At 48.4% G+C, this 22,861-nt stretch carries 17 protein-coding genes; 5 read left to right on the top strand and 12 right to left on the bottom strand.

Annotation, left to right across the window (positions count from 1 at the left end; translation table 11 throughout):
* Positions 1-20: 20 nt before the first annotated feature.
* A complete protein-coding gene (locus tag ACMVP2_RS04760) occupies positions 21-638 on the top strand; it encodes a Uma2 family endonuclease (RefSeq protein WP_416866922.1) in 618 nt (205 codons plus the stop codon).
* On the opposite strand, the gene ACMVP2_RS04755 is transcribed toward ACMVP2_RS04760, so the two are convergent.
* The 7 genes from ACMVP2_RS04755 to ACMVP2_RS04725 all read right to left on the bottom strand — a co-directional run bounded on the left by ACMVP2_RS04755 (position 610) and on the right by ACMVP2_RS04725 (position 9,491).
* Positions 610-981 (bottom strand): TfoX/Sxy family protein, encoded by a 372-nt coding sequence (locus ACMVP2_RS04755; protein WP_416866921.1) that lies wholly within the window; start codon positions 979-981, stop codon positions 610-612. The two genes, ACMVP2_RS04760 and ACMVP2_RS04755, sit on opposite strands and share 29 nt — an antisense overlap.
* Before the next feature lie 4 nt (positions 982-985).
* Positions 986-3,382, bottom strand: a complete 2,397-nt coding sequence (locus tag ACMVP2_RS04750; RefSeq protein WP_416866920.1) for a glycosyl hydrolase family 95 catalytic domain-containing protein — start codon at positions 3,380-3,382, stop codon at positions 986-988.
* Positions 3,383-3,474: 92 nt separating this feature from the next.
* On the bottom strand, positions 3,475-5,856 hold the full coding sequence (locus ACMVP2_RS04745) for a T9SS type A sorting domain-containing protein (protein ID WP_416866919.1): 2,382 nt from the start codon (positions 5,854-5,856) through the stop codon (positions 3,475-3,477).
* Between the two features lie 249 nt (positions 5,857-6,105).
* Entirely contained in the window at positions 6,106-6,663 is a 558-nt protein-coding gene (locus ACMVP2_RS04740; RefSeq protein ID WP_339792933.1) for a GNAT family N-acetyltransferase, read from the bottom strand.
* The gene (locus ACMVP2_RS04735; protein ID WP_416866918.1) at positions 6,660-7,604 is read right to left on the bottom strand and encodes a bifunctional helix-turn-helix transcriptional regulator/GNAT family N-acetyltransferase; all 945 of its coding nucleotides are present in this window, start codon (positions 7,602-7,604) and stop codon (positions 6,660-6,662) included. Before ACMVP2_RS04735 ends, ACMVP2_RS04740 begins: the two co-directional genes overlap by 4 nt.
* An 88-nt stretch (positions 7,605-7,692) precedes the next feature.
* Positions 7,693-8,808, bottom strand: coding sequence for a hypothetical protein (locus ACMVP2_RS04730; protein ID WP_416866917.1), 1,116 nt, complete (start codon positions 8,806-8,808; stop codon positions 7,693-7,695).
* Positions 8,809-8,819: 11 nt separating this feature from the next.
* On the bottom strand, positions 8,820-9,491 hold the full coding sequence (locus ACMVP2_RS04725) for a hypothetical protein (protein ID WP_416866916.1): 672 nt from the start codon (positions 9,489-9,491) through the stop codon (positions 8,820-8,822).
* Positions 9,492-9,643: 152 nt separating this feature from the next.
* On the opposite strand from ACMVP2_RS04725, the gene ACMVP2_RS04720 reads away from it, so the two are divergent.
* Positions 9,644-10,945, top strand: coding sequence for a hypothetical protein (locus tag ACMVP2_RS04720; RefSeq protein WP_416866915.1), 1,302 nt, complete (start codon positions 9,644-9,646; stop codon positions 10,943-10,945).
* A gap of 7 nt (positions 10,946-10,952) precedes the next feature.
* On the opposite strand, the gene ACMVP2_RS04715 is transcribed toward ACMVP2_RS04720, so the two are convergent.
* The 4 genes from ACMVP2_RS04715 to ACMVP2_RS04700 all read right to left on the bottom strand — a co-directional run bounded on the left by ACMVP2_RS04715 (position 10,953) and on the right by ACMVP2_RS04700 (position 16,055).
* Positions 10,953-14,192 (bottom strand): PKD domain-containing protein, encoded by a 3,240-nt coding sequence (locus ACMVP2_RS04715; protein WP_416866914.1) that lies wholly within the window; start codon positions 14,190-14,192, stop codon positions 10,953-10,955.
* Positions 14,193-14,393: 201 nt separating this feature from the next.
* The gene (locus tag ACMVP2_RS04710; protein WP_416866913.1) at positions 14,394-14,519 is read right to left on the bottom strand and encodes a hypothetical protein; all 126 of its coding nucleotides are present in this window, start codon (positions 14,517-14,519) and stop codon (positions 14,394-14,396) included.
* Between the two features lie 27 nt (positions 14,520-14,546).
* Positions 14,547-15,095: a carboxymuconolactone decarboxylase family protein gene (locus ACMVP2_RS04705; RefSeq protein WP_416866912.1), complete on the bottom strand. Its 549-nt coding sequence runs from the start codon at positions 15,093-15,095 to the stop codon at positions 14,547-14,549.
* Positions 15,096-15,173: 78 nt separating this feature from the next.
* Complete coding sequence (locus tag ACMVP2_RS04700; RefSeq protein WP_416866911.1) at positions 15,174-16,055, bottom strand: helix-turn-helix domain-containing protein; 882 nt, start codon at positions 16,053-16,055, stop codon at positions 15,174-15,176.
* Positions 16,056-16,238: 183 nt separating this feature from the next.
* Between ACMVP2_RS04700 and ACMVP2_RS04695 the strand changes: the two genes are divergently transcribed.
* The 3 genes from ACMVP2_RS04695 to ACMVP2_RS04685 all read left to right on the top strand — a co-directional run bounded on the left by ACMVP2_RS04695 (position 16,239) and on the right by ACMVP2_RS04685 (position 18,082).
* A complete protein-coding gene (locus tag ACMVP2_RS04695; RefSeq protein ID WP_151999727.1) occupies positions 16,239-16,667 on the top strand; it encodes a MarR family winged helix-turn-helix transcriptional regulator in 429 nt (142 codons plus the stop codon).
* 82 nt (positions 16,668-16,749) lie between these two features.
* The gene (locus ACMVP2_RS04690; protein ID WP_416866910.1) at positions 16,750-17,754 is read left to right on the top strand and encodes an NAD(P)/FAD-dependent oxidoreductase; all 1,005 of its coding nucleotides are present in this window, start codon (positions 16,750-16,752) and stop codon (positions 17,752-17,754) included.
* Between the two features lies 1 nt (position 17,755).
* Entirely contained in the window at positions 17,756-18,082 is a 327-nt protein-coding gene (locus ACMVP2_RS04685) for a 2Fe-2S iron-sulfur cluster-binding protein (protein WP_339792543.1), read from the top strand.
* 5 nt (positions 18,083-18,087) lie between these two features.
* On the opposite strand, the gene ACMVP2_RS04680 is transcribed toward ACMVP2_RS04685, so the two are convergent.
* Positions 18,088-22,812 (bottom strand): T9SS type A sorting domain-containing protein, encoded by a 4,725-nt coding sequence (locus tag ACMVP2_RS04680; protein ID WP_416866909.1) that lies wholly within the window; start codon positions 22,810-22,812, stop codon positions 18,088-18,090.
* Between the last annotated feature and the right edge of the window lie 49 nt (positions 22,813-22,861).

Below are 22,861 nucleotides of genomic sequence, written 5' to 3'. Positions count from 1 at the left end.
TGCTAAGTCGTTATATTTACATGATGCCTGTAAAATATAAAATTCCAGAGGAAAACGTAGACGATATTACCCTCCTTGATTCAGGAGCAGCCTATTCCTATGCCGACTATTTGCGGTGGACTTTTGAGGATAGAGTGGAACTGATCAAAGGCAAGATTTTTCATATGTCGCCAGCGCCTAATCGCAGCCATCAAAAGGTAAGTGCGTCCCTTGGAAATAAGATGTACAATTTTTTAGAGGGGCATCCGTGTGAAGTATACTTTGCTCCGTTTGATGTCAGACTTCCATCGAAGAAAGGCAGCGAAGACAAAGAGATTTTCAACGTAGTTCAACCCGACATAGTGGTCGTTTGCGACCAAAGCAAGTTGGACGACAAGGGATGCATAGGTGCCCCCGATCTGGTCGTGGAAATACTTTCTCCTTTTACAGCAGCGAAGGATCTGAAAAACAAATACAGCCTGTACGAAGAAAGTGGTGTTAGGGAGTATTGGATAGTGTATCCTGGTGAGGAGATTATCGAAATTTTTGTACTGGGCGACAACGGTAAATTTGAACTGCGAAATCGGTTTATCGGCGAGGACGAAATTCAGTCTGTTGTGCTTGTTGGTTTCAGTTTGAAAGCGGGGGAGGTTTTTTAGGCTCCTTCTTTTTACTAGCTTTAGCTTTAGGGTTAAATTCAATGGCCAGCCTAATCCAGTAGTCCAGGTCATCATCCAAATCCACACCTTCAGGTGACACGAACACATAGCCTTTCATTGGCCGACCAGTGAAGTCCATTTCTTTCGCTCCTTTTCGCTGTAGTGCTTCCTGGTAGATGTCAGGGTCGATGCGGGCCATCAATTGATTTTTCACAATGCCCACAGTCATTTTTCCATCGACGAGGTAGCAAAGCCCTCCCATCATCTTTTTGGCCTCAAACGACACTTTGTGTGACTTCAGGCTTTGGCCGATTCGTTCGGCAAGGTGCTCATCGTACGCCATATTGTTAGAATTTTATTGATTGCCTGCTTCCTTTCTTCGCCGCTATTGTCTGCATTTTATCTCCGAATCTGATGGTGTATTCTCCCTCAAAGTCGGGCGTGATGACTGCCGATACCAGGTTTCCATCCTTCCACTCTATGTCAACTGTTACTGCGCCACGTGCACGCAGCCCGGTGACTTTCCCTGTTTTCCATTCAGAGGGTAATGCTGGAAGTAGATGAATCACGCCTTCATGGCTTTGCAGCAGCATTTCGGCAATGCCGGCTGTGCCTCCGAAGTTTCCGTCAATCTGAAACGGTGGGTGGGCGTCCATCAGGTTAGGGTAGGTGCCACCTCCATGGTATTGCACCCCTTCCTCTGTGCCGATATAGTTGAAAAGCTTTTTGATGGCATCCAGGGCCATGTCGCCATCCAGCAGCCGTGCCCACAAAGAGATTTTCCAGGAAATTGACCAGCCGGTGCCGTTGTTGGTGCGGAGTTCAAGTGAGCGACGGGCTGCTTCCATTAAATCTGGTGTAGTCGAGGGTGTGATGGAGCGCCCGGGGTAAATGCTGAATAAATGAGAGATGTGCCTGTGGTGAGGGTCTTTATCTTCCCAGTCGTGGTACCACTCTTGCAAGTTTCCTTTCTGGCCAACCTGATAAGGGTAAAGCTTGTCCAATGTGCTTTCCAGCTCCTTCCTCAAATCTTCATCCTTGTTGAGTACTTTGGTAGCCTCTATCAGGTCAATGAACAACTCCCGGATCATGGCGTGGTCGGCTGTGCCACCATAAAAAGTGGCGCCCACGTAGCCCTTGTCTGTGATATAGTCGTTTTCGGGGGAGGTGGAAGGCGCCGTTACCAGGTAACCATCCGGACCTTCTACCAGGTAATCGAGGCAGAACTGAGCGGCTCCTTTCATCAAGTCATAGGCGTGGTTTTCAAGAAAGACTGTGTCTCTGGTAAAGGCGAAGTGCTCCCAAAGGTGGGTGCTGATCCAGGGGCCACCCATGCTCCAGTTGGCCCAGCCGGGATAGCCATTCCCAAAATCACCCACGGGGTTGGTCATTGCCCAGATATCAGAGTTGTGATGAAGCGCCCATCCGTCTGCATCGTAGAAGTTTTTGGCAGTGACTTTGCCGGTTTGAGCCAGCTTTCCGACGAATTGCAGAAGCGGCTCATGCAGTTCCGACAGGTTAGCCACTTCTACCGGCCAGTAGTTCATTTCCACATTGATGTTGGTGGTGTAATTGCTGCTCCAGGGTGGGCGCACATGCTCGTTCCAGATACCCTGCAGGTTGGCGGGAATGCCACCTGGTCTTGAACTGCTGATGAGCAGGTATCGGCCGTACTGGAAGTAAAGAGCCGCAAGGTCAGGATCTGCTTCACCTGCCGTAAAGCGTTTGAGGCGTTCAGGCGTGGGCAGCGTGTCGGCCGCTGAGTGCCCAAGGTCGATGGACACCCTGTCGAATAGTTTACCAAAGTCTTCTTTGTGCCTTCTCAATAAAATGTCGTAATCGGAGCCTTCAGCTTTGGTTAGATACTGTGTGGCGGCGGCAATCTCGTCTTTTCCCTCTGTGCCTGGCTGCTTGTCGAAGCCATTGAAGCTGGTGCCAGCGGAAAGTGCAATGATGGCATACGAGGCCCCCGACACTTTCACTCTATCGTCGGCGGCAGTGGAGGTTCCGTCGGTCGAAAGCACTTTGGCGATGGTGCAGAAGCGCATGCTCTTCAAGCTATCATACCTCACCGCATCGGGCATATCGCCCCGATAGCTTGGCTCCGACTTGATCGGAGAGAAGCCTTTCATGGCCACTTGTGCTCCCTCGGCTACAGTGGAAAACGGAAGTTTGCTACTGAGGCCTACTTCAAAATTCAGTTTGTCATTTCCTTCAGTGGAAAGCCTCACCAGCATTACCTGATCAGGGAATGACACAAAGCTTTCTCTATGAAAAGCTGTGCCATTTATTTCATAGTCAACAGTTGCGATGCCCCGGCTTAAGTCAAGCGACCTCTTATACTTAGTTGGGTCGCCGGCATGATCGAAATCAATGGTAAGAAAGCCCATAGGCTCATAAGCCTGTGAGAAGGAACCCTGCATATTGCGGACGAGGCTATCAGCCAGCTGGTAGTTTTCGTTGAAAAGGGCTGCTCTTACAGTTGGGAGATGTTTGTATGCCTCCGGGTTCATGTTGGCATCTACTGGGCCGCCCGACCAAAGTGTTTCTTCATTCAGCGAGAACTTTTCTTTGGCAACATCGCCGTACATCATAGCACCAAGGCGGCCGTTGCCGATGGGCATGGCTTCTTCGAATACTTTGGCTGGAGTGTTGAAACGTAGCTTTAGTTCTCCGGGCTCGTCAGGCTCGGAGCAAGCAAAAAGGAGGAAAGGTAGTATGCAGAGCAAGTAGGGCTTAGTCATTATTCAAAGGTTTCTTTCAACCTTTAAATTAGAATAATCTTACAAGATATTCCCAATAAGAACCACTTCACTTGTCTGCAACTGATCGCAAACTAGTTCTTAATGAGCCTTAAAGTCTCCTGTCCGCTTACTTTGTTAAAACGCAAAATGTAGTTTCCTCTCTGGAGGTCAGAAATTTCCATTGTATTTTGCTCAACAAGGTTTTGAGTTTCGATCAAACGAACCAGCGTTCCTGCCGAAGAATAGATAGCTACAGAAGAGATATTCTCATCGGATCTCCATGACACATAGTCGCTGGCAGGGTTTGGATACACGGTCATTGGTTCGACGATTGAAAAGCTTACCGACACAGGAGCGAAGTATTCAAACTGACCATCGTAGTCTGTTTGTTTCAGGCGGTAGTAGCTGATTTTTGAAATCGGCTGAGCGTCAACGGCTTTGTATTTGAGCTGAGAGATGGAGTTGCCAGCACCCGGAAGATGGAGGATTGGTTGGTAGTTGATTCCGTCTGCAGATCTTTCGATGGTAAAGAAGTCGTTGTTTTCCTCTTCGCCCGTGATCCACTCAATTACAACTGAGTTGTTGACGATTTTTGCGGTGAAGCTCACTAGTTTGATCGGAAGCACTGCGCCGCCTGTGGCCATATTGTAGGGGTTGAAGGCGGGGATGGCAGGAGAGTTGAAGGTACCGCCTGGGCCTGTTATTGTGCCGGAGTTTGTGAAAGTATCCCACTCCAAAGTACCATCACCTACTATCGTACCATTGTTTTGAATATTGCCGGAGTCCAGACCTCCGTAAACGGTAAGTGTGTTTCCTACAGTGGTGGTACCGCCAACTTCCAAAATGCCATCTTCTATCGTCGCTCTACCTATGGAAAAATTACCTCCTACCGATCCGCCATCAGCGAGTATGATGTTACCGTTGTTGGTCATGGTAACGTTTTGATCAACAGTGAGGGGGCCGTTGAAATCGAGTAGCGTGTTGCTATTGTTCGTTGTTATTGAACCTCCAATATGTGCACTGCTTCCTACAGACAAATCGCCACCGTTGTCGATTGTTAAATTTCCTGTTGTGGTTAATGCCTGTCCAAAGTCAAATTGCGTATTGGAATTATTAGAACTCAAAGCACCATTTATAGTGGCGTCACCCGTCACGGCGAAGTCTCCTCCGTTATTAATTTGCACATAGGATCCTGTAGTAAGGTTGCCACCGAAGTCGAAGGTGGTATTTGAATTGTCCGAGGCAATGTGGCCGCCAATGTTGGCATTACCATCTACAGCGAAATCACCGCCATTGCTAATGTCGACACTACCAGAGGCAGTAAGGTTATTCTGAAATTCAATTGTCGTATTTGAGTTGTTGGACGATATGCCCCCACCAATGGAGGCTACACCAACCACAGTGAGATCAGTTCCGTTTGACAAAGAAATTCCACCGCCTGTTGTAGTGACGGAGCCGTTCAGGCTGATTGATCCGTTGCCGTCTCCAGAAATTCCTCCGGCAGTGGTAGTTGTGCTACCCGTTACAACAAGTGAACCATTGCTGTTAACGGTAATAGAAGTACCAGAAAGGTTGCCGTTAACAGTCATAACCCCACCTCCCTTGGTGATGGCCCCACTCACGGTAAGGTTGCTTCCGAACAAGGCATTGTCTCCGCCGGTAGCTGAGAAAGTCCCTGTTACGTTTGCAGCGCCAGTGACAGACAGCCCAACACCGTTGGTTAAGCTCACAGATCCTGATGTTAAAGTGCCGCCGAATGAAAAGTCGGAATTAGTATTGTCGCCATTGATAATTCCCGTCACCGACGTATTGCCTGTTACACTCAGGTCGCCCCCGTTTGAGACGCTGATATTGCCACCAACTGATAAGGTATTTTGAAATACGAGGGCTGTGTTTGAGTTGTTGGATGAAAGATTGCCGGAGATCGAAGCTGCGCCGGCTACGGTCATGTCACTCCCGTTGTTAAGTGTTGCAGCTCCAGTCACTGTCAGCGAGCTTTGAAAAGAAAGTTGTGTGTTTGAATTGTCGGTGCTCAAAGCCCCGTTAACGGTTGCTACACCACTTACAGTCAGGTCAGCTCCTCCATTGATCGACATAGACCCTGCCGTGATCGCACCGTTGACGTTAATGGTTGGGTTGCTGTTTGTGCTGAAAGCGCCATTCATTTTGAACAGGTTACCGTTTGTATTGATGGCTACAGTACCGCCGGAGCCATTTTGGAAATTGAGCTGAGCAACTGTGAAGCTGGCGAACAGGTTAATGGTGACGCCACTCCCCGGCAAACTGATAGATGCGTTGCCGCCATTAATGGTATGGTTGATGTTGATAATGTCTCCTGCCGCCAGGCTTGATGGCTGACTCGGCGACCAACCAGCGCTACTCCACGAGCCAGATGAGGTGGTGTTGTAGGTAACAGCCCAGGCTTTTTGCGTCAGGATGCTAAGGCTTGCAAGCAGAAGAAGTCTAAGTTTCATTTCTTAAATAGCTGAATGAACATTACGAAAGTAATGTAAGTAGCTCTAGTTCCTTTTATCAGGTTAAGTGGCTTTCGATAAACGATGTTCTTTATTCGTTAAAGCTATTTAAATGAGGAATGAGTACATTTTATTCTTTCAGGCAGCAAAGATAATGATGTAACTTTTTTATCAAAAATGTTATTTTTTTGATAAAAAAGTTAATTCTTAACGAGAAGCAAACACCCTTTCAGAAAGGCGAAGCGCTGCTTATCTCCAGTCCCAGGCCACGATGTCCCAGGTGTCAGTAGCATCGGTAAAGGTGTGTATGGTTTGGAACCCAACCCGTTGGTGGGCTCTGAGAGACCTGGGGTTTCTTGAGGCGATCTCAGTGATGCACATGTCGAATTGATTGGCATACAACGTTTTGTGCTGTTGATACATGCCATCAAAAACACCCTTTCCCCGGTATCCTTCAGCTACGCACACCTGGCCCATCACGTAATAGTTGTAAGACTGCATTGGCCTGTTTCGATAACTGAGCGATTCAAGCGTTACAAACATCGGCTTTAATACGGGTATCAAATCCTGAAATGACTGAAGCATGACAAGCGCATAGCCCACCACTTTACCACCATCTTTGGCGATGACCTGAGGCGCAGATTCATTCATTGAGCGAAGTAAATCCAGGTTGTGCCGCACTGTTACAAATCCTTCTTTGGCCAACTGCTCCGGTGTTATATTATGGGGTTGATTTCTCTCCTGCACATCGAGAACCTGCTGGAGATCGTCGTCGGAGGTCGGCGTGGTAAAGACAATGCTGCTCATAAAATCAATTCCATTTGTATGTTGGCTCTCTCATAAGGCGATGGAGGTCCTGTCACCTTTTGAAAACCCAATTTATGATAAAGATTGATAGCTGGTACCAGTCGGGTATTGCTCTCGAGAAATATACGCTTTGCACCTAAGGCTTTGGCTTTATTAATACAGGCCTGACCGAGCAGCCAGCCTATCTTTTTACCCTGGGCCTTGGGGCTTACTCCCATCTTTGCCAGTTCAAAAGTTTCATCGTCCATCTTTGCCAGGGCACACGTCCCAACGATTTCTCCGTCGTATTCAGCGAAAAAAATATGCCCACCCTTGTCGATGATGTATGATTTGGGGTTGTCCAGATAAAGGAGATCCGTTTTCTCGACTTTGAAGTAAGCTTCGATCCATTCGATATTCAACTGCTTAAAGTCGTTTTGATATTGAGCATCGTAATCGACGATCTTCACTTTTTGTACCTCTCTTTCTTTCCTTTTAGCCATTACTCTATCGAAAAGGCTTCTCTGTTCCAGCAGGAATTCCATTTCCTCGATAGACTTCCACATATCATATTGCATTTCGGAAAGTAGCTCTTCGGAGGCGCTCTTGACGTCTATCATTTGCTGTTCCAGCTTTTCACTCACTTCTTTGCTTTTTGCTGAAAGCTCTACCACGCTTTTCCGGCCATCGGCTTCGTCTTTGACCTCGGCAATCAGGCCTTTCTTTTTCATTTTCTTAATTATCTGGCTGACTGAGGCATGACTTTGTCCTATGCTCTGCGCAATTTCCATTACGCCAAGGCCTTCGGTTTTCGCCAGGGTGTAGAATACCGGGAACCACCTGGGCTCCAGGTCAACCTGATAAACATCATATACCTTGGCAGCGTTTTCAGTAAGTATGTCACTGAGTTTTCGCAGTCTGCTGCCCACAGCCATTTTGCCAGCCATTTGATAAAAACCCATAAATGATTTAAATTACGTAAGTACTTACGTAAATATATAAAAGCAACCCTGATTCTGCCAATAGCCAGGGTTAAAATATTTCGAACTGCTACTTTTCGACTGTTAGCCCATTCAGGTCTTTGAAGCGGGCGGTAATCCCCCACCCAAAGAAATTGTTGGCGACTCCAATGAGTAGTTCGTTGTCACCTTCCTGAAACGGGATTTCGAACGAGCTATTGGATAAGGAAAGTCTTCCGTCTGGCTCCTTCATAATCGGGTGGCCATAGAGGTTGGAGTCTATATAGAGCACTCTACCATTGAGCAACACCCATACTTCGTCGCTAAAGCCAAGGTCAAGCATTTTTTGCTGACGCATGGCTGACGTTATTTTGACTTTTAACCACACAATGCGGCGTGGATCACTTTGGCCAAACTTTCTGGTTAAGTTGACAAGGCCTCTTCTCTCAGCACTTATTTTTCCCCAGACTGTTTTTTCGGTTGGCATGTAGCTTTTGCTGAACTCCATGCTGAATTGTCCGGCTGCCAATGGCTCGCTCATTTTCCACTCTCTGATATAATAGGGATCCGAATCTGTTGGGTCAGCCCCGGGCAGCGGGGAGAGGCCTTCAGTTTCGTTGTGCGTAACGACTAAATTGGTAATGATCACCTGGCTGTCGAAGGCCAGCGTGCCTGTTGTTGTGTTGCCTTCCAGCATAGGCACGTAAAGTGTGGGGTTCTCGCTGTTGACGTACACCATCATTTGCTTTCCGGAGATCACCAGCTTTATGTGATTAGGCTCTTCCTTCTTCAGCACGGCATTGGTTTGGTAATGATCCATGATGTCCCAGAGATTGACTCCCCCGACGAACGGTGCATACTGGACTGCATCTTTGGCAGTTGGGTAGCCAATCCTGGCGGTTCGCAGGTAGAAGCATTCGTTCTCCGACTCGTTTTGCCAGTGAAAGTAAAATGAGGCAAAGTTGGGGTCGATGGTTTCCATGTCAAATTCGATGGTACCATTAGTGAAGACCATGTCTTTGAGAATAGCGAAACCGGCTTCCGGAAGCAGCTTCATCGAAGGCTGGCCTTTATAGTCGGTGAATTCCACTTTTCCGGGAGCAAACTCCCAGTGCCCGGGCTTCATAGGCACTTTAACAGTCGCTTTTTTCTGGCCGTAGCATATCCCTGCTATTAGCACAAGTGCTATAGAAATTAACTTTCTCATAATTTCCCGGCTTATTTTGATTTGGTGACTGTCAGGTTTGCGAAGTCGCCGTTGGTGGCGTAACCCACCCATATTCCCACGCTGCCAGTGGTTCTGTCGTTGAGTTTGGTCACTTTTAAACAAGGCTCTTTTGCGTCGTCGACGTAGACAGTGATTTCTTTGCCTTTCACTTCTATGCGGGCGTGAAACCAGCCGTTCGGATCAGGTGGGGAGGGGATTTCATTTTCGTATTTTCCGGTATACTTCTCCCTCAGCTCGCTCCAGTCCCACCGGGGTGGGCTTACATATTGCACCGAGTGGCTGCGACGAATTTGTTCCCCCGATTTGAAATTGAAAGGACGGAAATAAACAATATCGGCGGCAGTCTCCTTGCCGTCTTCAGGCACGGCGTGAAAAGCAACGCCAACAAAGTTCTTGCCTTGCACGTCTTTTCCTTTGATGTCAACTTCAATCGTGCCTTCGCTGAATTCCAGGCCTTTGATGAGTGCATAGCCACCAGCGTCGCTTTTGTCGGAAAAGGAGACCGCCTTTTTGCCGCCGTCATTGAGTGGTGTCACTTTGCGGTCGATGACCGTAAGGCTCCCACTCTTTAGCAATTGCTGTAGATCGTAGGATTGCCCCACGGCTAATTGGCTAAAAAACAAAGCGATACATAGCAATGCCAATTGATTCAATCTTTTCATTTGTTTTGAGTTTTGTTTGACAATACCAACAAGGTCGTCAACAGCCTGATGAGATCAAGTCCAACCGCAGTTCAAGTTTGTTCAAGATCATTCACAGAGGCACGACATACCTTTGGTCGACTTTTTCGTATAAAATTGTATCTTCAACTAGAATGGAATATTTGATAGCTCACTGCAGGAAATTAATTGAGTCACAGCTTGGCTGGGGAAACGCCAGCTTATGGACCAGTGAAGACTTTGAAACGCTCAGCGAAAAAATATTCGAGAAAACACAGGTGAGGCTGAGCGTGACTACGCTAAAGCGGATTTGGGGCAAGGTTAAATATGAAAGTTCGCCCAACGTGGCCACGCTAAATGCTTTAGCCCAGTTTGTCGGATATGACAATTGGAGGCAGTTTCGCCAAAAAGGAGGTATTCCGGTGACACCGCCAGCCGTTACCGCCAGCGAGGGCTCTTTCAATTCTGACAGGGTGATTGGCCCGAAAAAAAGCAAAAAGAAAAACGGCTTGCTGCTGATTGCACCGGTAGGTGTGATTGCGTTGGTTATCGCCTCATTTTTTATGATGGGCAAGGATGAAAAGAAGCCTGAAACACCGGAGAAGAAAGAGCTTCCCAAGCCCTTGTTCGAAAGCAAGAAAACTTCCGATGACCTGCCCAACTCCGTCATTTTTCATTATGACGTCGCTCAGTATGAATCAGATAATGTCTACATCCAGCAAAATTGGGATCCTGAGCGGCGAGAGAAAGTAGATGAAAAAGGCAATTACCACACCTCTATCTACTACTACCCGGGCTATTTTGGTGCCAGGCTCATTGTCGACGGCGAAGTGAAAGCGATTGACAATGTATTCATCAAATCACTTGGTTGGAAGGCCATGATCGATAAATCGCCGGTGCCTGTGTATCTCCACCCTGACGAAATAAAAGGAAAAGGATGGATGGGTATTTCATCAAAAGTATTTCGGGAAAAATCGGGTGCCACCGTTTTTAATGAGACTTGGGCCACGTTTCATAATGTGAGAGAATTTGAGGGGATGAAAGGAACCGATTTCGTCTTTGAAGCAAGTTTGAGAAATACTTCCTCTGTTGAGGAGTCTGTTTGCCGCAATGTGATCGTTTATTTGCTGGCTACCGAAAGTGCTGTGATTATTCCTTTGTCCGACAAGGGCTGTGTGTCCAACCTGGGACTGCTAACCGGGAACAGGTGGATCGACGGGAAGACAGAAGACTTGAGTGCTTTTGGGTGCGATTTTTCGCAATCGCAGACATTAAACGTATCAAGAACGGGAGATAAATTTGAAGTTTTGCTCAACGGTACATCCGTGCTAACCGAGAATCAGTCTGGCTCGATAGGCGATATCATAGGCATACGATTTGCCTTTGAGGGAGCCGGGCAGGTCACAGAGGTGAGGCTGGGCAACGCTAACGGCACAGTGTATGAGGAGAAATTTTAACACGCACTTATCTGAGCAAATGCACCCATCCGTTGCAGGTGGTGAAATCGGGTAGCACCACATCATAGTAGTAGATACCTGTTGGCAGGTTATCGCCGTCCCACTGATTGGTGTATTCATTGTTTTGGTAAACCACCTTACCTGTCCGGTCTACGATTGTAACTGGCATCGGTTGTATGTACTGAATTTCAAACCTGTCATTCACGCCGTCTCCATTGGGAGAGAAGGCGTTGGGAACCATGAGTTCACCTACTTTGATCACCTCAGTCACTTCCTCCACGCAAAGCTCATTGGGCGCAATAAGCCGTGTGGTGAAGGTTCCTTCTGTTGCATATTGATGGACACCGACCAATTCAGGAGATTGGGTACCGTCGCCAAAATCCCAGTAGGCCAAGTCTGTGCCCTGTACGCTTCCTGTAAAGTTGTATTCCGATACGCCGGAGCAATTGTAGATGGCCTCTATTTCTGAGCTGATGGTGACTTCCTCAAGCACATTGACCGTAAGAGAATCGATGAAAGTACATTTGTTTTGATCGTTGTAAATCTCGACAAAATAGGTGGTAGTGGCCCTGGGACTGGCGGTCGGGCTGCCGATGTCGGTGGAACTCAACCCCCTTGTGCCCGGCGTCCAATAATAGGAAGTACCTCCGGTGGCTTCCAGTTGAATCGATTCGCCATAGCAAATAGTTGCTGAGGGACTCAATGTGTACGTTCCCTGCGTGAGCACCAGCTGTCTGGTTGTCACATCAAGGTTTTTGCAGGTATTTGGGTTGGTAACTGTAAGGGTGATCGTGTATTCGCCTGCGGACTGATAAGTGTGCCGCACGGTGTCGCTATTGGTTGATGTGGCACCGTCTCCCAAATCCCAGAAATAAGTTTCTCCTCCCACACTTTCGTTGGTGAACAGAAACTCAAAAGGAGCACACCCTTCTTTGATGTCAGGGTTCTGCAGGTCGGGCGTGTTGGTAACGAAGCTTGCCGAAAGGGTGGAGAGGTCAAATTTGAAGACGCCAAGGTTGCAGTTATTGCTATTGTTGGTTTGAGACCAGGCACCTTCCGTGGTTGGAAAGAGACCGTGTGTGGGTAGGGGATTATTTGACGTAATGCAGCTAGCGCAAACCGCATGATGAACCACCCCACGTTTATCGAAGCGACTGGTACCTCCATCTACGTGATCTCTGCCGGGGTTTCCACCAAAGTAGGTGGCATACAAAACATCGGCTGCATCCGGTTCGAAAACGATCAGGTAAAAGTCGCCCCCGTCTGTAGTGGACTGAAATGCATCTGGCGTGAGCGGCATGCCAAAAGTATTTCCCTGATTGTAGTTACTGCTTTGATTGATGGAGCTACCACCCCAGCCACTGATATAGATATTGTTACAATCGCTTACCAGAAAGGCTGTAGGGGAAATATTAGAGGGTAAGGTTCTTGACCCAAAGACAGTCGACCAAATGGTATTTTTTAGGTCTGCACTTAGCTTATGTAGAAACTGCCCGCTTCCGGGGTTGATGTAGGCATTGCCGACAATAGGGTAAGCTCCTTTGGTCTGACCCACTACGTACACATTGCCTTCGTTGTCCAGATCCATGAGATACACTTGATCGGTAGCTGATGAGCCCAAATAGGTAGCAGCATCAATGGTGAGCAGCGACTCATTGATATGAATGACATAACCGTCGGCAGCACCAGCAAGTGATTTTTGCCACCCGGTGATGCCGAATGGAAAAGTTGTACTTGTTGTTCCTCCGGCAGCATAAACCCCACCCTTTCCATCGGGTTTCACCGTGAAAAGCACGTCGGTGGTGTCGCCACCAATGAAAGTGCCCCATTTCATCTCGGAGAGTTTCGAATCCATTTTAATCAAAAGCCCATCAACCTGCCCGCTATGAGGTAATATTTGGTTGGACATAGGAAAGTCTGCCGAGGGAGAACTCGAAGCTATATAGATATTGTCCTCATCATCAATATTCACTTCACCTCTGAATTGGTCTCCGTAGTTGAGGGTCAAAGCTCCCCTCACTTCAATGATACCGTCGTTTTGGTTGCCGCCCAAATAGGTCGAGGCTACCAGCGTTGCCCCGTTACTGCTTAGAACGCTGACAAATATATCGGTGCCGTTTTCGTAAATAAGATCATCGCCCAGTGGCTGGATCGCATCGCCACCCCCGTACGTCCGTTGGTACCCCTTCGAACTAGTGGGGAAGTTGTCCGACGATGTAACGCCTATTACCACAAGCTCGTCGCTACTATTCACAATCATACTGGTGGGTGTTTCTCTTTGGTTTCCTCCGAGATAGGTAGCGAACAGTAGTTGCGATCCGAGAGAGTCAAATTTCATGATAACAACATCGGTTTTTCCGTTAAAGCTCTCCTGAAAAACGCCCGGTGGTGGCACGAAAACTCCTGTGCTCGCTCCAAAAATAATACCTCCTGCATAGGTGTTGCCGTCCTTGTCGAAGGTGGCGGTGTTTCCCCAGTTGTCGGTTGATGAGCCGGAGTAGGTACTAAAAATGAGCAACGGGTCGATGACCAGCGTTTTGTCTTTGTCGTAGCCGTCAGGGAATTCAAAAGAGACCTGCTGGCCATCTACGCTGAAACGAGCCGGCACCTCCACAGTATCTTCATTTATCAGCTGATAGGCAAACGGCTTCTGTTCTATCATTTGTCCAAACTCCGTTTCCACGATCAGGTTGTCATTCAGCAGGTACACGTCTCCGCAGCCTTTCCACTCCATCGCAATCTGATGGGGGTTGCCTCCCGCCGATACGATCAGGTCATATTTGAATGCCCCGCCGTAAGAAACCATTTTCAGGTCAATGCTCTCATAGAGATCACAGTATTGCACTTCGTTGAATTCTGGCACGCTGCTGGCCCAATGATCCTCCGCTCCCAAAAAGAAATTATGGTAGTAGCTCTGTGCCTCCATGGTGGAGGTTGCAGGGTTTTTGTTGGCACCTACAAAGGTGGTGGAAATGGCCTGCGACAGACCAACTGCGGCCGACTCCTGAAGTGCTCCGCTGTTTTGGCCGTCCAAATGACCATGGGAGCAGTCAAAAGTGTTGCTTAAATAATAAACCCAGCCAGCGTCCTGAAGCAATAGAAACCCGTGCGGAACCTTTTTTCTGAACTTCACGCTGTTGTCCCATTGCCCCTTGTTTTCAATAAAGCCGTTGAACGGGTTTTTCTCTGCTGAAAGGACGAGAGGGTAGCTTACAAAAATCAGATAAACAAAGAGCCACCGTTTCATTGGCGATGTGTGTAGGGTTAGTCGATTGAAAATATACAGGAAGAAGTTGAGTGAACAAAGGTGATTGCCATGTTCATGTATGCAAACAACTTGTATGCTGGCTTCCCTATTCTTTTTTATTAGTGGCTACGCCGGATGTTTGCAAATAAAAAAGGTCTTCCCAGCAGGAAGACCTTTCAACTCACCTTCTTAGAACCTTCATCATTTAACCACCAATCGGTAATAGGGTGTTAGGTCAAGCCTGACCGTTTTTGCCTCCTGAGCGAAGGCGGCAAACCCTGCAAGTATCCCCTGGATAGTTAATAAAAATGCCGTTGGCTTCTTCATTGTTGTTTTAGTTTACGGAGCGATGGATTAAAGAGCTACTTCTGCCAATTCTGGTGCCAGAGGAAAATCGACAGGCACCTGTGTAGCTCCATGGATGAAATTGGAAATGATTTTATCTCCAATTACCATAATGACATCCACCAGGTTAGCCGAAGAATACCCGGCTGAAAACAGGTTCTCCACTGACTCTCTTCCAGGCTTGCTGCGGTTGACAGTGGCGTCTTTCACAAATTTGGCCAGGGCATCCAGCTTTTTGTCGAACGAGGCCTGGCCTGTTCTGATCTCAAGAATCTGCTCGTCACTGAAGCCATTCATTCTTCCGAGCACAGTGTGGGCCGACAAACAATACTGACATTCGTTCACCTGACTCACCACCAGATTGATTACTTCCCGTTCTTTGGCTTTCAAGGTGCTTTTTCGGTTTTGCAGGGCCATGTAGTCGCCAAGCGCAGTTTCATTGTGAGCAAATGAAGCGTAAAGGTTGGGTACGAAGCCCAGGCCCGCTTCCAATTTCTCAAAAATAGCTTTGTTACCTTCGCTTACTTCGTCTTTCGTGGGTACTTTAAATGTTGACATCGTTGTACTGTTTTGTGATTTAAAAATTGAATACCGTTTACAGTACAATTTTACGCTGCCCGCTTGCCAGGGTGAGAGTCAGCTTTTCCCTACTAATTGTTCATTTTTCCCAATAGTGATGTTTTTGGCCTCATGTTTGAATCGCTGCGGCGCCATTGAGGTGATTTTTTTGAAAAGTTTGTGAAATGAGGACACCTCGTCGAAGCCTAGTTCGTGGGCAATTTCCTTGGTGGTTTTGTCGGTGTAGAGTAGCTGCCTTTTTGCTTCAAGCACAATGCGTTCGTGGATAATGCTCAGGGGCGACTTCTGGTTGAATTTGGCAAATAGGTTCGAAAGGGTTTTTGGTGATTTGAAAAGCATATCAGCATAGTCGGCTACCTGTTTTTTTGTTTTAAAATGCTCATCCACCAGCACATTGAACTTTCTGACAATCTCAATCTGGTTATTATCCAGCTCTTTGGTGATGAGCTGCGTCCTGGCCAGCCTTGTGATTTTGATGATCAGCCGCTTAAGCAGCATTTGCAGCATTTCGCCCTGGATATTGTCCCGGGTCGTGAACTCGTCAACAAATACACGATAAAGCATCTCAAATTTATCAATCTCATCGTCCCTCAGTGTTATAATGGGAATGCTCTGTGTGCCAAAGAAGATGATGCCGTTGCACGAAACTTCATGGTCGTGGGTGTTAATACAGTAAAACTCCCGATTGAATGAAAAAACAGTGATGGGGGAGGAGCCCTTCTCAAAAGCCACTTTTTGCAAGTACGTGCTTGTTGTTAGTTGGTTGGGTTGCAGCACAATGGGCGTATTGTCTACAAAAACTGTGGAGGCCCGGTTGCTTCGGTTCCAAAGTATGTGGATAAGTCCCTGCTCCTTCGTTAGCTGATCTCTTTCTCTGGCGTAGTCGGTGCTGAGCCCAAAGTAAGCGTTGAGCTCTGACCCGTTAAATGTGTAAATCATGGCGATGTAAGTATTTCGATGTAACAGTTTGGCAGGCCGGCATAGTTTTTTTCAGAACCCCAACCAAGCCCATATGTCTTCCTCCTTACAAATCGGAGTAACCCGCCTTTTAATATTTATCAGGGAAAGATTGCAGGATCGTTGTGATTGCCTTACTTTAGTTGGTGCACTAACTAATTTGATTTGAAAGAGCCCTACAATCAATATTCATTGTTGCTCGACCGCACTGCCCGCAAGGTGAAATGGTACGCCCAGCAGCAGTTCAAAGAGTTGGGCTTCGACATGACGGTGGATCAGTGGTTGGTAATGAAGCTGACAGATGAAAATGAGGCACTCAGTCAAAGGGAGTTGGCTGCTTTGATGTACAAGGATATGCCTACCGTCACCCGTATTGTGGACATTCTATGCACTAAAGGGTTGGTGGAAAGGGCGGAAAGTCCGGCGGACAGGAGGGTGTCGATTCTTACGCTTACGGAAGAAGGGCGTGAGAAGGTAACCAGTAGTCGAAAGCAAGTGCGCTCAATCCGGCTGAAGGCCTGGGAGGGGCTGAACGAAAAGGATTTCGATGAATTCAACAGGATACTCAATAAGATTTACGAGAATTTGACTTAAAGCAGGAAGGTTGTCAGAACCAGAAAGTAGATAATTCGTTATATATATATTTGTTGCACTAAATATTACCACACTAAATAATATGATCAAGACTGACATTTGCATCATTGGAGCGGGTCCGGTAGGACTTTTTGCCGTGTTTGAGGCTGGGCTGTTAAAGCTCAAGTGCCATTTGATAGATGCCCTGCCGCAGGTGGGAGGACAGCTTTCTGAAATATATCCTAAGAAACCCATTTATGATATTCCGGGTTTTCCAACCGTGAATGCGCAGGAGCTGGTGGACAACCTGATGAAGCAAATAGCGCCTTTCAAACCCACTTTTACGTTAGGAGAGCGGGTGGACGGGCTGACGAAACAGGAAGACGGCAGCTTTCTTCTCTCCACCTCTGATGGTACCGAGGTGCATGCTGGCGTGGTAGTAATAGCTGCCGGACTGGGAAGCTTTGAGCCCCGCAAGCCGGTCATTGAGAATCTGGGGAAGTTCGAAGGCAAAGGGGTAGACTATATGGTCAAAGACCCCGAGAAGTACAGGGACAAGAAAATCGTGATTGCCGGTGGGGGCGACTCCGCACTGGACTGGACGATTTTTCTTTCTGAAGTGGCCAAAGAGGTGACGCTTGTGCATCGCAACCAAACTTTCAGAGGAGCGCTCGATTCAGCCGACAAGGTGTTTGAACTGGCGCAGGAGAATAAAATAAGGCTGCTTCTCAATTCCAATCTGCATAGCCTCGATGGAGACGGAGTGCTGAAGGCGGTGCATATCACAGACCAGGCCAGCACAGTCAATACTTTTGAGGCCGACTACCTGATTCCTTTGTTTGGCCTCAGCCCCAAACTCGGGCCTATTGCCGATTGGAACCTGGGTATCGACAAAAGCGCCATTGTGGTCAACACGGAGGACTACAGCACCAATATACCGGGCATTTATGCCATTGGCGACATCAATACGTATGCGGGTAAGCTGAAGCTTATATTGTGCGGTTTCCATGAGGCTGCACTGATGTCGCAGAGCGCTTTCAAATACATTTACCCGGATCAGAAGCTCAGCTTCAAATACACCACCGTGAACGGCATAACTCCTTTGTGAAATGGAATTAATTAAATTTAAAGTAGAGGACAGGGCAGGTGAGGTGCAGGAAATTGAAGTACCCGGCGACATGGGCCTCAACCTGATGGAAGTGCTGAAAGCGTCGGAGTTTCCGGTGCTCGGCACCTGTGGGGGAATGGCTTTGTGCGCCAGCTGCCATGTGTCGGTAGAGGAAGGCCTCGATCAGCTGGATGAGCAAAGAGACGCTGAACTGGACATGCTGGATACTCTGCCCAATGCCCTGCCCAACAGCCGCCTTGCTTGCCAGCTTCCCATTAACGAGAAGCTGGCTGGGGCATATGTGAAACTACAGGAGGTGATGGAATAGCTCCCCTAGTTCTTGGTCACCTTTGCATTGTAAATCTTTGCAAGAGAGAAGAACTGGATCTGATACATGCCGTCGGGCAGGTTAGAAAGATTCAGTTCAGGGGTATCTCCTTCTCTCAGAGCAATAGTGAACATTAGTTTGCCCGAATTGTCGAACACCTTAACGGAAACAACTTTTTCGGGACACTGCCACCTGATCACATCAGATGTAGGATTGGGGAAAACATCAATTGTTTTCACTGCATTGACCGAGGCGGCCACTGGCCCGAAGTGTTCGAACTTTCCGTCGTAGTCGGTTTGCTTCAGTCGGTAATAGTTGATGCCCTTCAGCGGATTGGTGTCTTCCGCCTCGTAGGTAAGCACTCTGTCTGAGTTACCTGCTCCGGCTTGTTCTTCCAGTATCTCATAAGAAATGCCGTCGCCTGATCGCTCAATGGTAAATCGGTCGTTGTTTTTCTCCTGGGCAGTTACCCACAGGAGGTCTATCTTGCTTTTTGCCGGAGTGGCGGTAAAACGCAGTAGTTTGATTGGTAGCGGATTAAGGTCTTGTTGAATAGCACCGAAAGTGAACGGACTGAAAGTGGAAAGGGACTGGGAGGTCACCGAACCTGCGCCACCCGGACCGCAGGAGCCTGTGGTGCCAATGGCCGCAGCGTTTTCCCATTCGGAGGAGGCGTTGCCCTTGGCTACCACCAAATCTCCGCAATTTTTGATCTCACTTACATCAGAGTTTTCCCAATATAACGTGACACTCGCACTTCCAGAGGCGCTCACACGGTCCAGCTGCCAGTACTCAAGCGAGCTGACGTGGTGCATGTTTTGAGGAATTACTTGTGATACCTGATAGCTTCCGAACCCGCCGTTGAAATATTCGGCCTGGAAGGTCAGCGTTCCCGAAAGACCACTGATGCCGATTCTTGCCCATTTTCCATTTTTGCCAACTGGGAATACAAAGTCCGCTGTGCCTGTCTTTCTCATAGGGCCTTCCACGTAACTATCATCGGCGCCTGGATCTGAAGTGGCCCCAGCACTGAGGAGTAAAAAATTGGTACTTGTGGTGATTATATTGCCCGACGTAAGTATGAGTTGAGTGCTTACAGTGGTCGGTTGCAACAACCTAACACCGGTCAGGCTGTTGTTCTCCATCTCGATTCTGCGGAAGGTGGTGGCCACCGAGCCACCAATGGTTTGCTCCACATCGCCTGTAAAATAGGCCCTTCCTGCGCCGGTGCTTGTATAGGTTCCACCATTTCTTATCCAGCCACCCGCTTCTGTGATTTCAATTACGTTGCCACCATCAGCAATGGTGCCGGCAGATAAAGTAAAGCTTCCGGCGACAAGATCCGACGAAAGCGTCGTGGTAGCTGAGCTTGCGGCGCTGAAGGTGAACGAATTGCCAACAAACAGCCCCCCGTTTGGATTAGCGAAGGTAGAGGTTCCGCCGAAGGAGACATTCAGGTCGTTTGCAATGCTGGCTGAAGTGCCGAAGGTATAGTTGGCTGCTCCGGCGCCATTGAGGGTCAGGTTATAGTAATCGACCCCACGAATAGTGTAGGCTGTGGAGGCACCCGGAGATTGTTTCAGCACAACAGTGCCGCCGGCCAGCGAGTAGGTGCCGGAAAGGGCTGGATAGGTACCGGTAGCGGTATTGCCAAGCTGGAGTTGCGAGGTGCCCGTCATTGACAAGTTTGCCGTGCCTGTGAGGCCGTTGGTTGCAGCGTCGAGGATGGCCGCCCCTTGAATAGTTAGCTGGTTGGAAACCACCGTGGCTCCCGACAAGGTTTTTGTACCGGCGTTTGAAACTGTGAGGTTGTAATACCCGCTTGCTGGCGCCTTAATTGCCTGGCTTCCACTTCCACTGTAGGTAACCAGGTTGTTGGTGTTGGCATTCAGCACACCTGTAGCGAGAAACCCTGCCCCCTGGATATTCAACGTGGAAGAGGCAGCATTTGTCCAGATGGAAGTTGTAGCGTCTAGCCCTGTTGCCGTTCCAAGTAGGGTGATGCTTCCGTTGTTGACAAAAGTAGTGCCTGCAGAAATGGTCAACGTCGGCACGATGGTTAAATTCGTTAGCGCCGTTGTGGTTTTGTTGCCGGTGATTGTTACCGTGCCACTGCCATTGATCGTGGCACTGCCGGAGACGGTTTTGGAAGCGCCATTGAGCGTGAGTGCAGATGCGCCAACTTCCAGCGTGCCATTCAAAGTAGCGTTGCCCGATACTGTGAGTGGGGCCGAAAGAGTTAAAGAATTGGCTGAATTGAGCACGAAGTCTCCGTTGATGGTTGTGGCGGCGCCGCTGCTTGAAAGTGTAGTACCTGTGAGGTTAAGGTTCCTTCCAACAGACCAGCTTCCCGCCGTGGGAGCTACCTGGCCGGTTCCTTCAACAGTAATATCAAAGTTAACAATGAGCGTATTTGTGCCTACCAGATTCCCTCCCGACCTCACGATGATGTAGTCAGCCGTCGAAGCATTGGCGATCGTCACAGTGTGGCTGTTGTTGATCACTACGTCGGACGATGAAGGCGGAACGCAATCACAACTAGCTCCTCCATCTATCAAAGCCCAGGTGCCGTTTCCTGGAGAAGCATCACTCCAGTTGCCCGTTTTTCTTGAATAGTAGGTGCTTTTCATCGGCGTAGTGGCCTTGTTGGTAGTGCCCAATACGAAGTCATTGTTCAATTGGGTCTCATTCAGCAAGGTTCTTTTGCCTGTTGGCGAAGAGGTGCTTCCTGTTGTTGCGGCGCTTACCCCTACGCCCTGAGGAGACCCAGTCAGCGTTTCAAGCTTCAGATCGGAGGTGGCTCCTGCGCTCGACAAGGAGGTAAAGGTGACATTCAGGTTGTAGGCCCCGCCGGCCAGGGTTTGCGTGACAAGAGTGGTTCTCATAGCGGTAATCCGCTGAATGGTGGCACCCTCATTGTCGATATAACTCACATCCGTGGTTGTGGTTCCGTCGGTATGTGTGGCTGTTACATAGCCAGCCGTGGATGGTGACACAGTAGAGTTTATTTCAACAGGGCGGTATTCGAGCGCTGTGCCAATAGGAAACAAGCCGTAGAATGACCCGGATGAGCTTGTTATAGCTGAGGCTGGAAAAAAGCGTTTCCAGGCTCCTCCGTATACTTTGCCAGAGGTTCTGGTGAGTGACGCACCTGCACCTGCACCGAGAGTCAACGTTCTCGTATTCAGGTTGATGTCGCCTGTGGTCATTGTCAGCCCGTTGGTGATTGTCAGGTCTGTGCCAGACTCCAGAACCAGGGTGTTCGGCTTGTTGACAGTTAGTGCGTAGAAGCTTTCCCCGCCAGCTTTGGTGATTGTTTGGTCGGCTACACCACCAAAGGTCACCGAAAAGTTGCCCGACAGCGTCACTCCGCTGTTCACCCAGTTTCCGTTGACCCAAATATTACCTGCCAAATCCTTGATGCCGGATCCACTCAGGTTGACGTGATAATACTGTGCGGGTGCTGCCGCAAGGCTTCTTATGGTCTGACTACCTGCACCATTGAAGGTGATTGTTCCGCCCGTGATATTGTAGGTGCCAGTGAGCTCAGGTAGCGTTGTATTTAGTTTAGCCATTCGCAACTCACCGCCAGACATGGTGAAGTTCGCAGCGCCGGTTTGTCCGAGTGTATTGGTGCCGGTAATGAAAACTCCTGATGTGATTTGTAAAGTTGCTGCCGCAGTGAGCGTAATGTTGCCGTTGGCAGTTACAGTGCCCCCCGAAAATGTATTATTAATCGTTAATGCATAAAAGTTCTCCCCAGCTCCGGGTGTATAAATCGTTTGATTCGCCGTGGATGAGTTGAAAATGACCGTAGAGGAGCTTTTTGTAAATGTGCCGCCATTGTCGTTGTCCCAGTCTCCCCGAAGACTGATGATCTTGCTTCCATTAGCATCAAGCGTCGACCCACTGGCTATAGTAAGCAAACCTGCAATATTGATATTGGTGGGATTGAGTCGCTTAGTAGCCGCACCCTGAATGATCAGGTTGTGGTAGCTGCCCTGGCCATCCATTGTATAAGGCCCGCCGGAAGTTGCACCAAAAACTACTGTGTTACCAGTGCCGGTCGCCGTGAGTCTCACCGTCGTTGGAAAGTTGGCAGGTGTGTTGTAATAGAGAAATGATGTGGAAGTTGCATTGTTAAAAACACCATTCGTCGTCGCATTTCCCAACAGCGTCGACGTTCCTGTCATGCGGATGGTACCATTGTTGGTAAGCGTTCTTTTAGCAAGGTCGAATCTTGAACTATTGCTGAAGGTAATATCAGTTCCCGCCACCACCGTGGCATTGTTTCTTAGCCTAAGGCCAGAGCTGGCACTGGTAACGGCAACTGTGCCAGTACCACTCAAAGTATTGCCAGCGGTACCAGCAAATCTTACCTGCCCATTGGAGCCACCGTTGATAGTGCCATTCAAAACCAGGTTTCGGCACTGCACATGGCGGTTGGTTCCCATGGTAAGCACCCCAGAGGCGTTGATTGTCAAATTGTTAATGGGTGCGTTGGCGGTGAAGTTGGTGGTCACGGTATGGCCCGCACATATAACTACGTCGTCGCTGACAGTTGGCAGGCTAGTGGCAGCAGCTCCACCACAGCCCACTGTCGACCAGGTAGCAGTTGAAGTCCAGTTGCCGGATGCTCTGGAATAGAATGTAGCACCATAACTGACTGAATGAAAAACAAGAAAACTTGAGAGAAACAGGACAGCACCAAAAAGATACCTTTTGCCCATACATTTAACTAGTGAGAAAGATTTCTATTAACCATAATGATCTTTATCT

Source organism: Imperialibacter sp. (assembly GCF_048007035.1).
GTDB lineage: Bacteria > Bacteroidota > Bacteroidia > Cytophagales > Cyclobacteriaceae > Imperialibacter.
The sequence above is the reverse complement of the archived record's forward strand: the minus strand, read 5'-3'. Positions and strand labels throughout refer to the sequence as shown.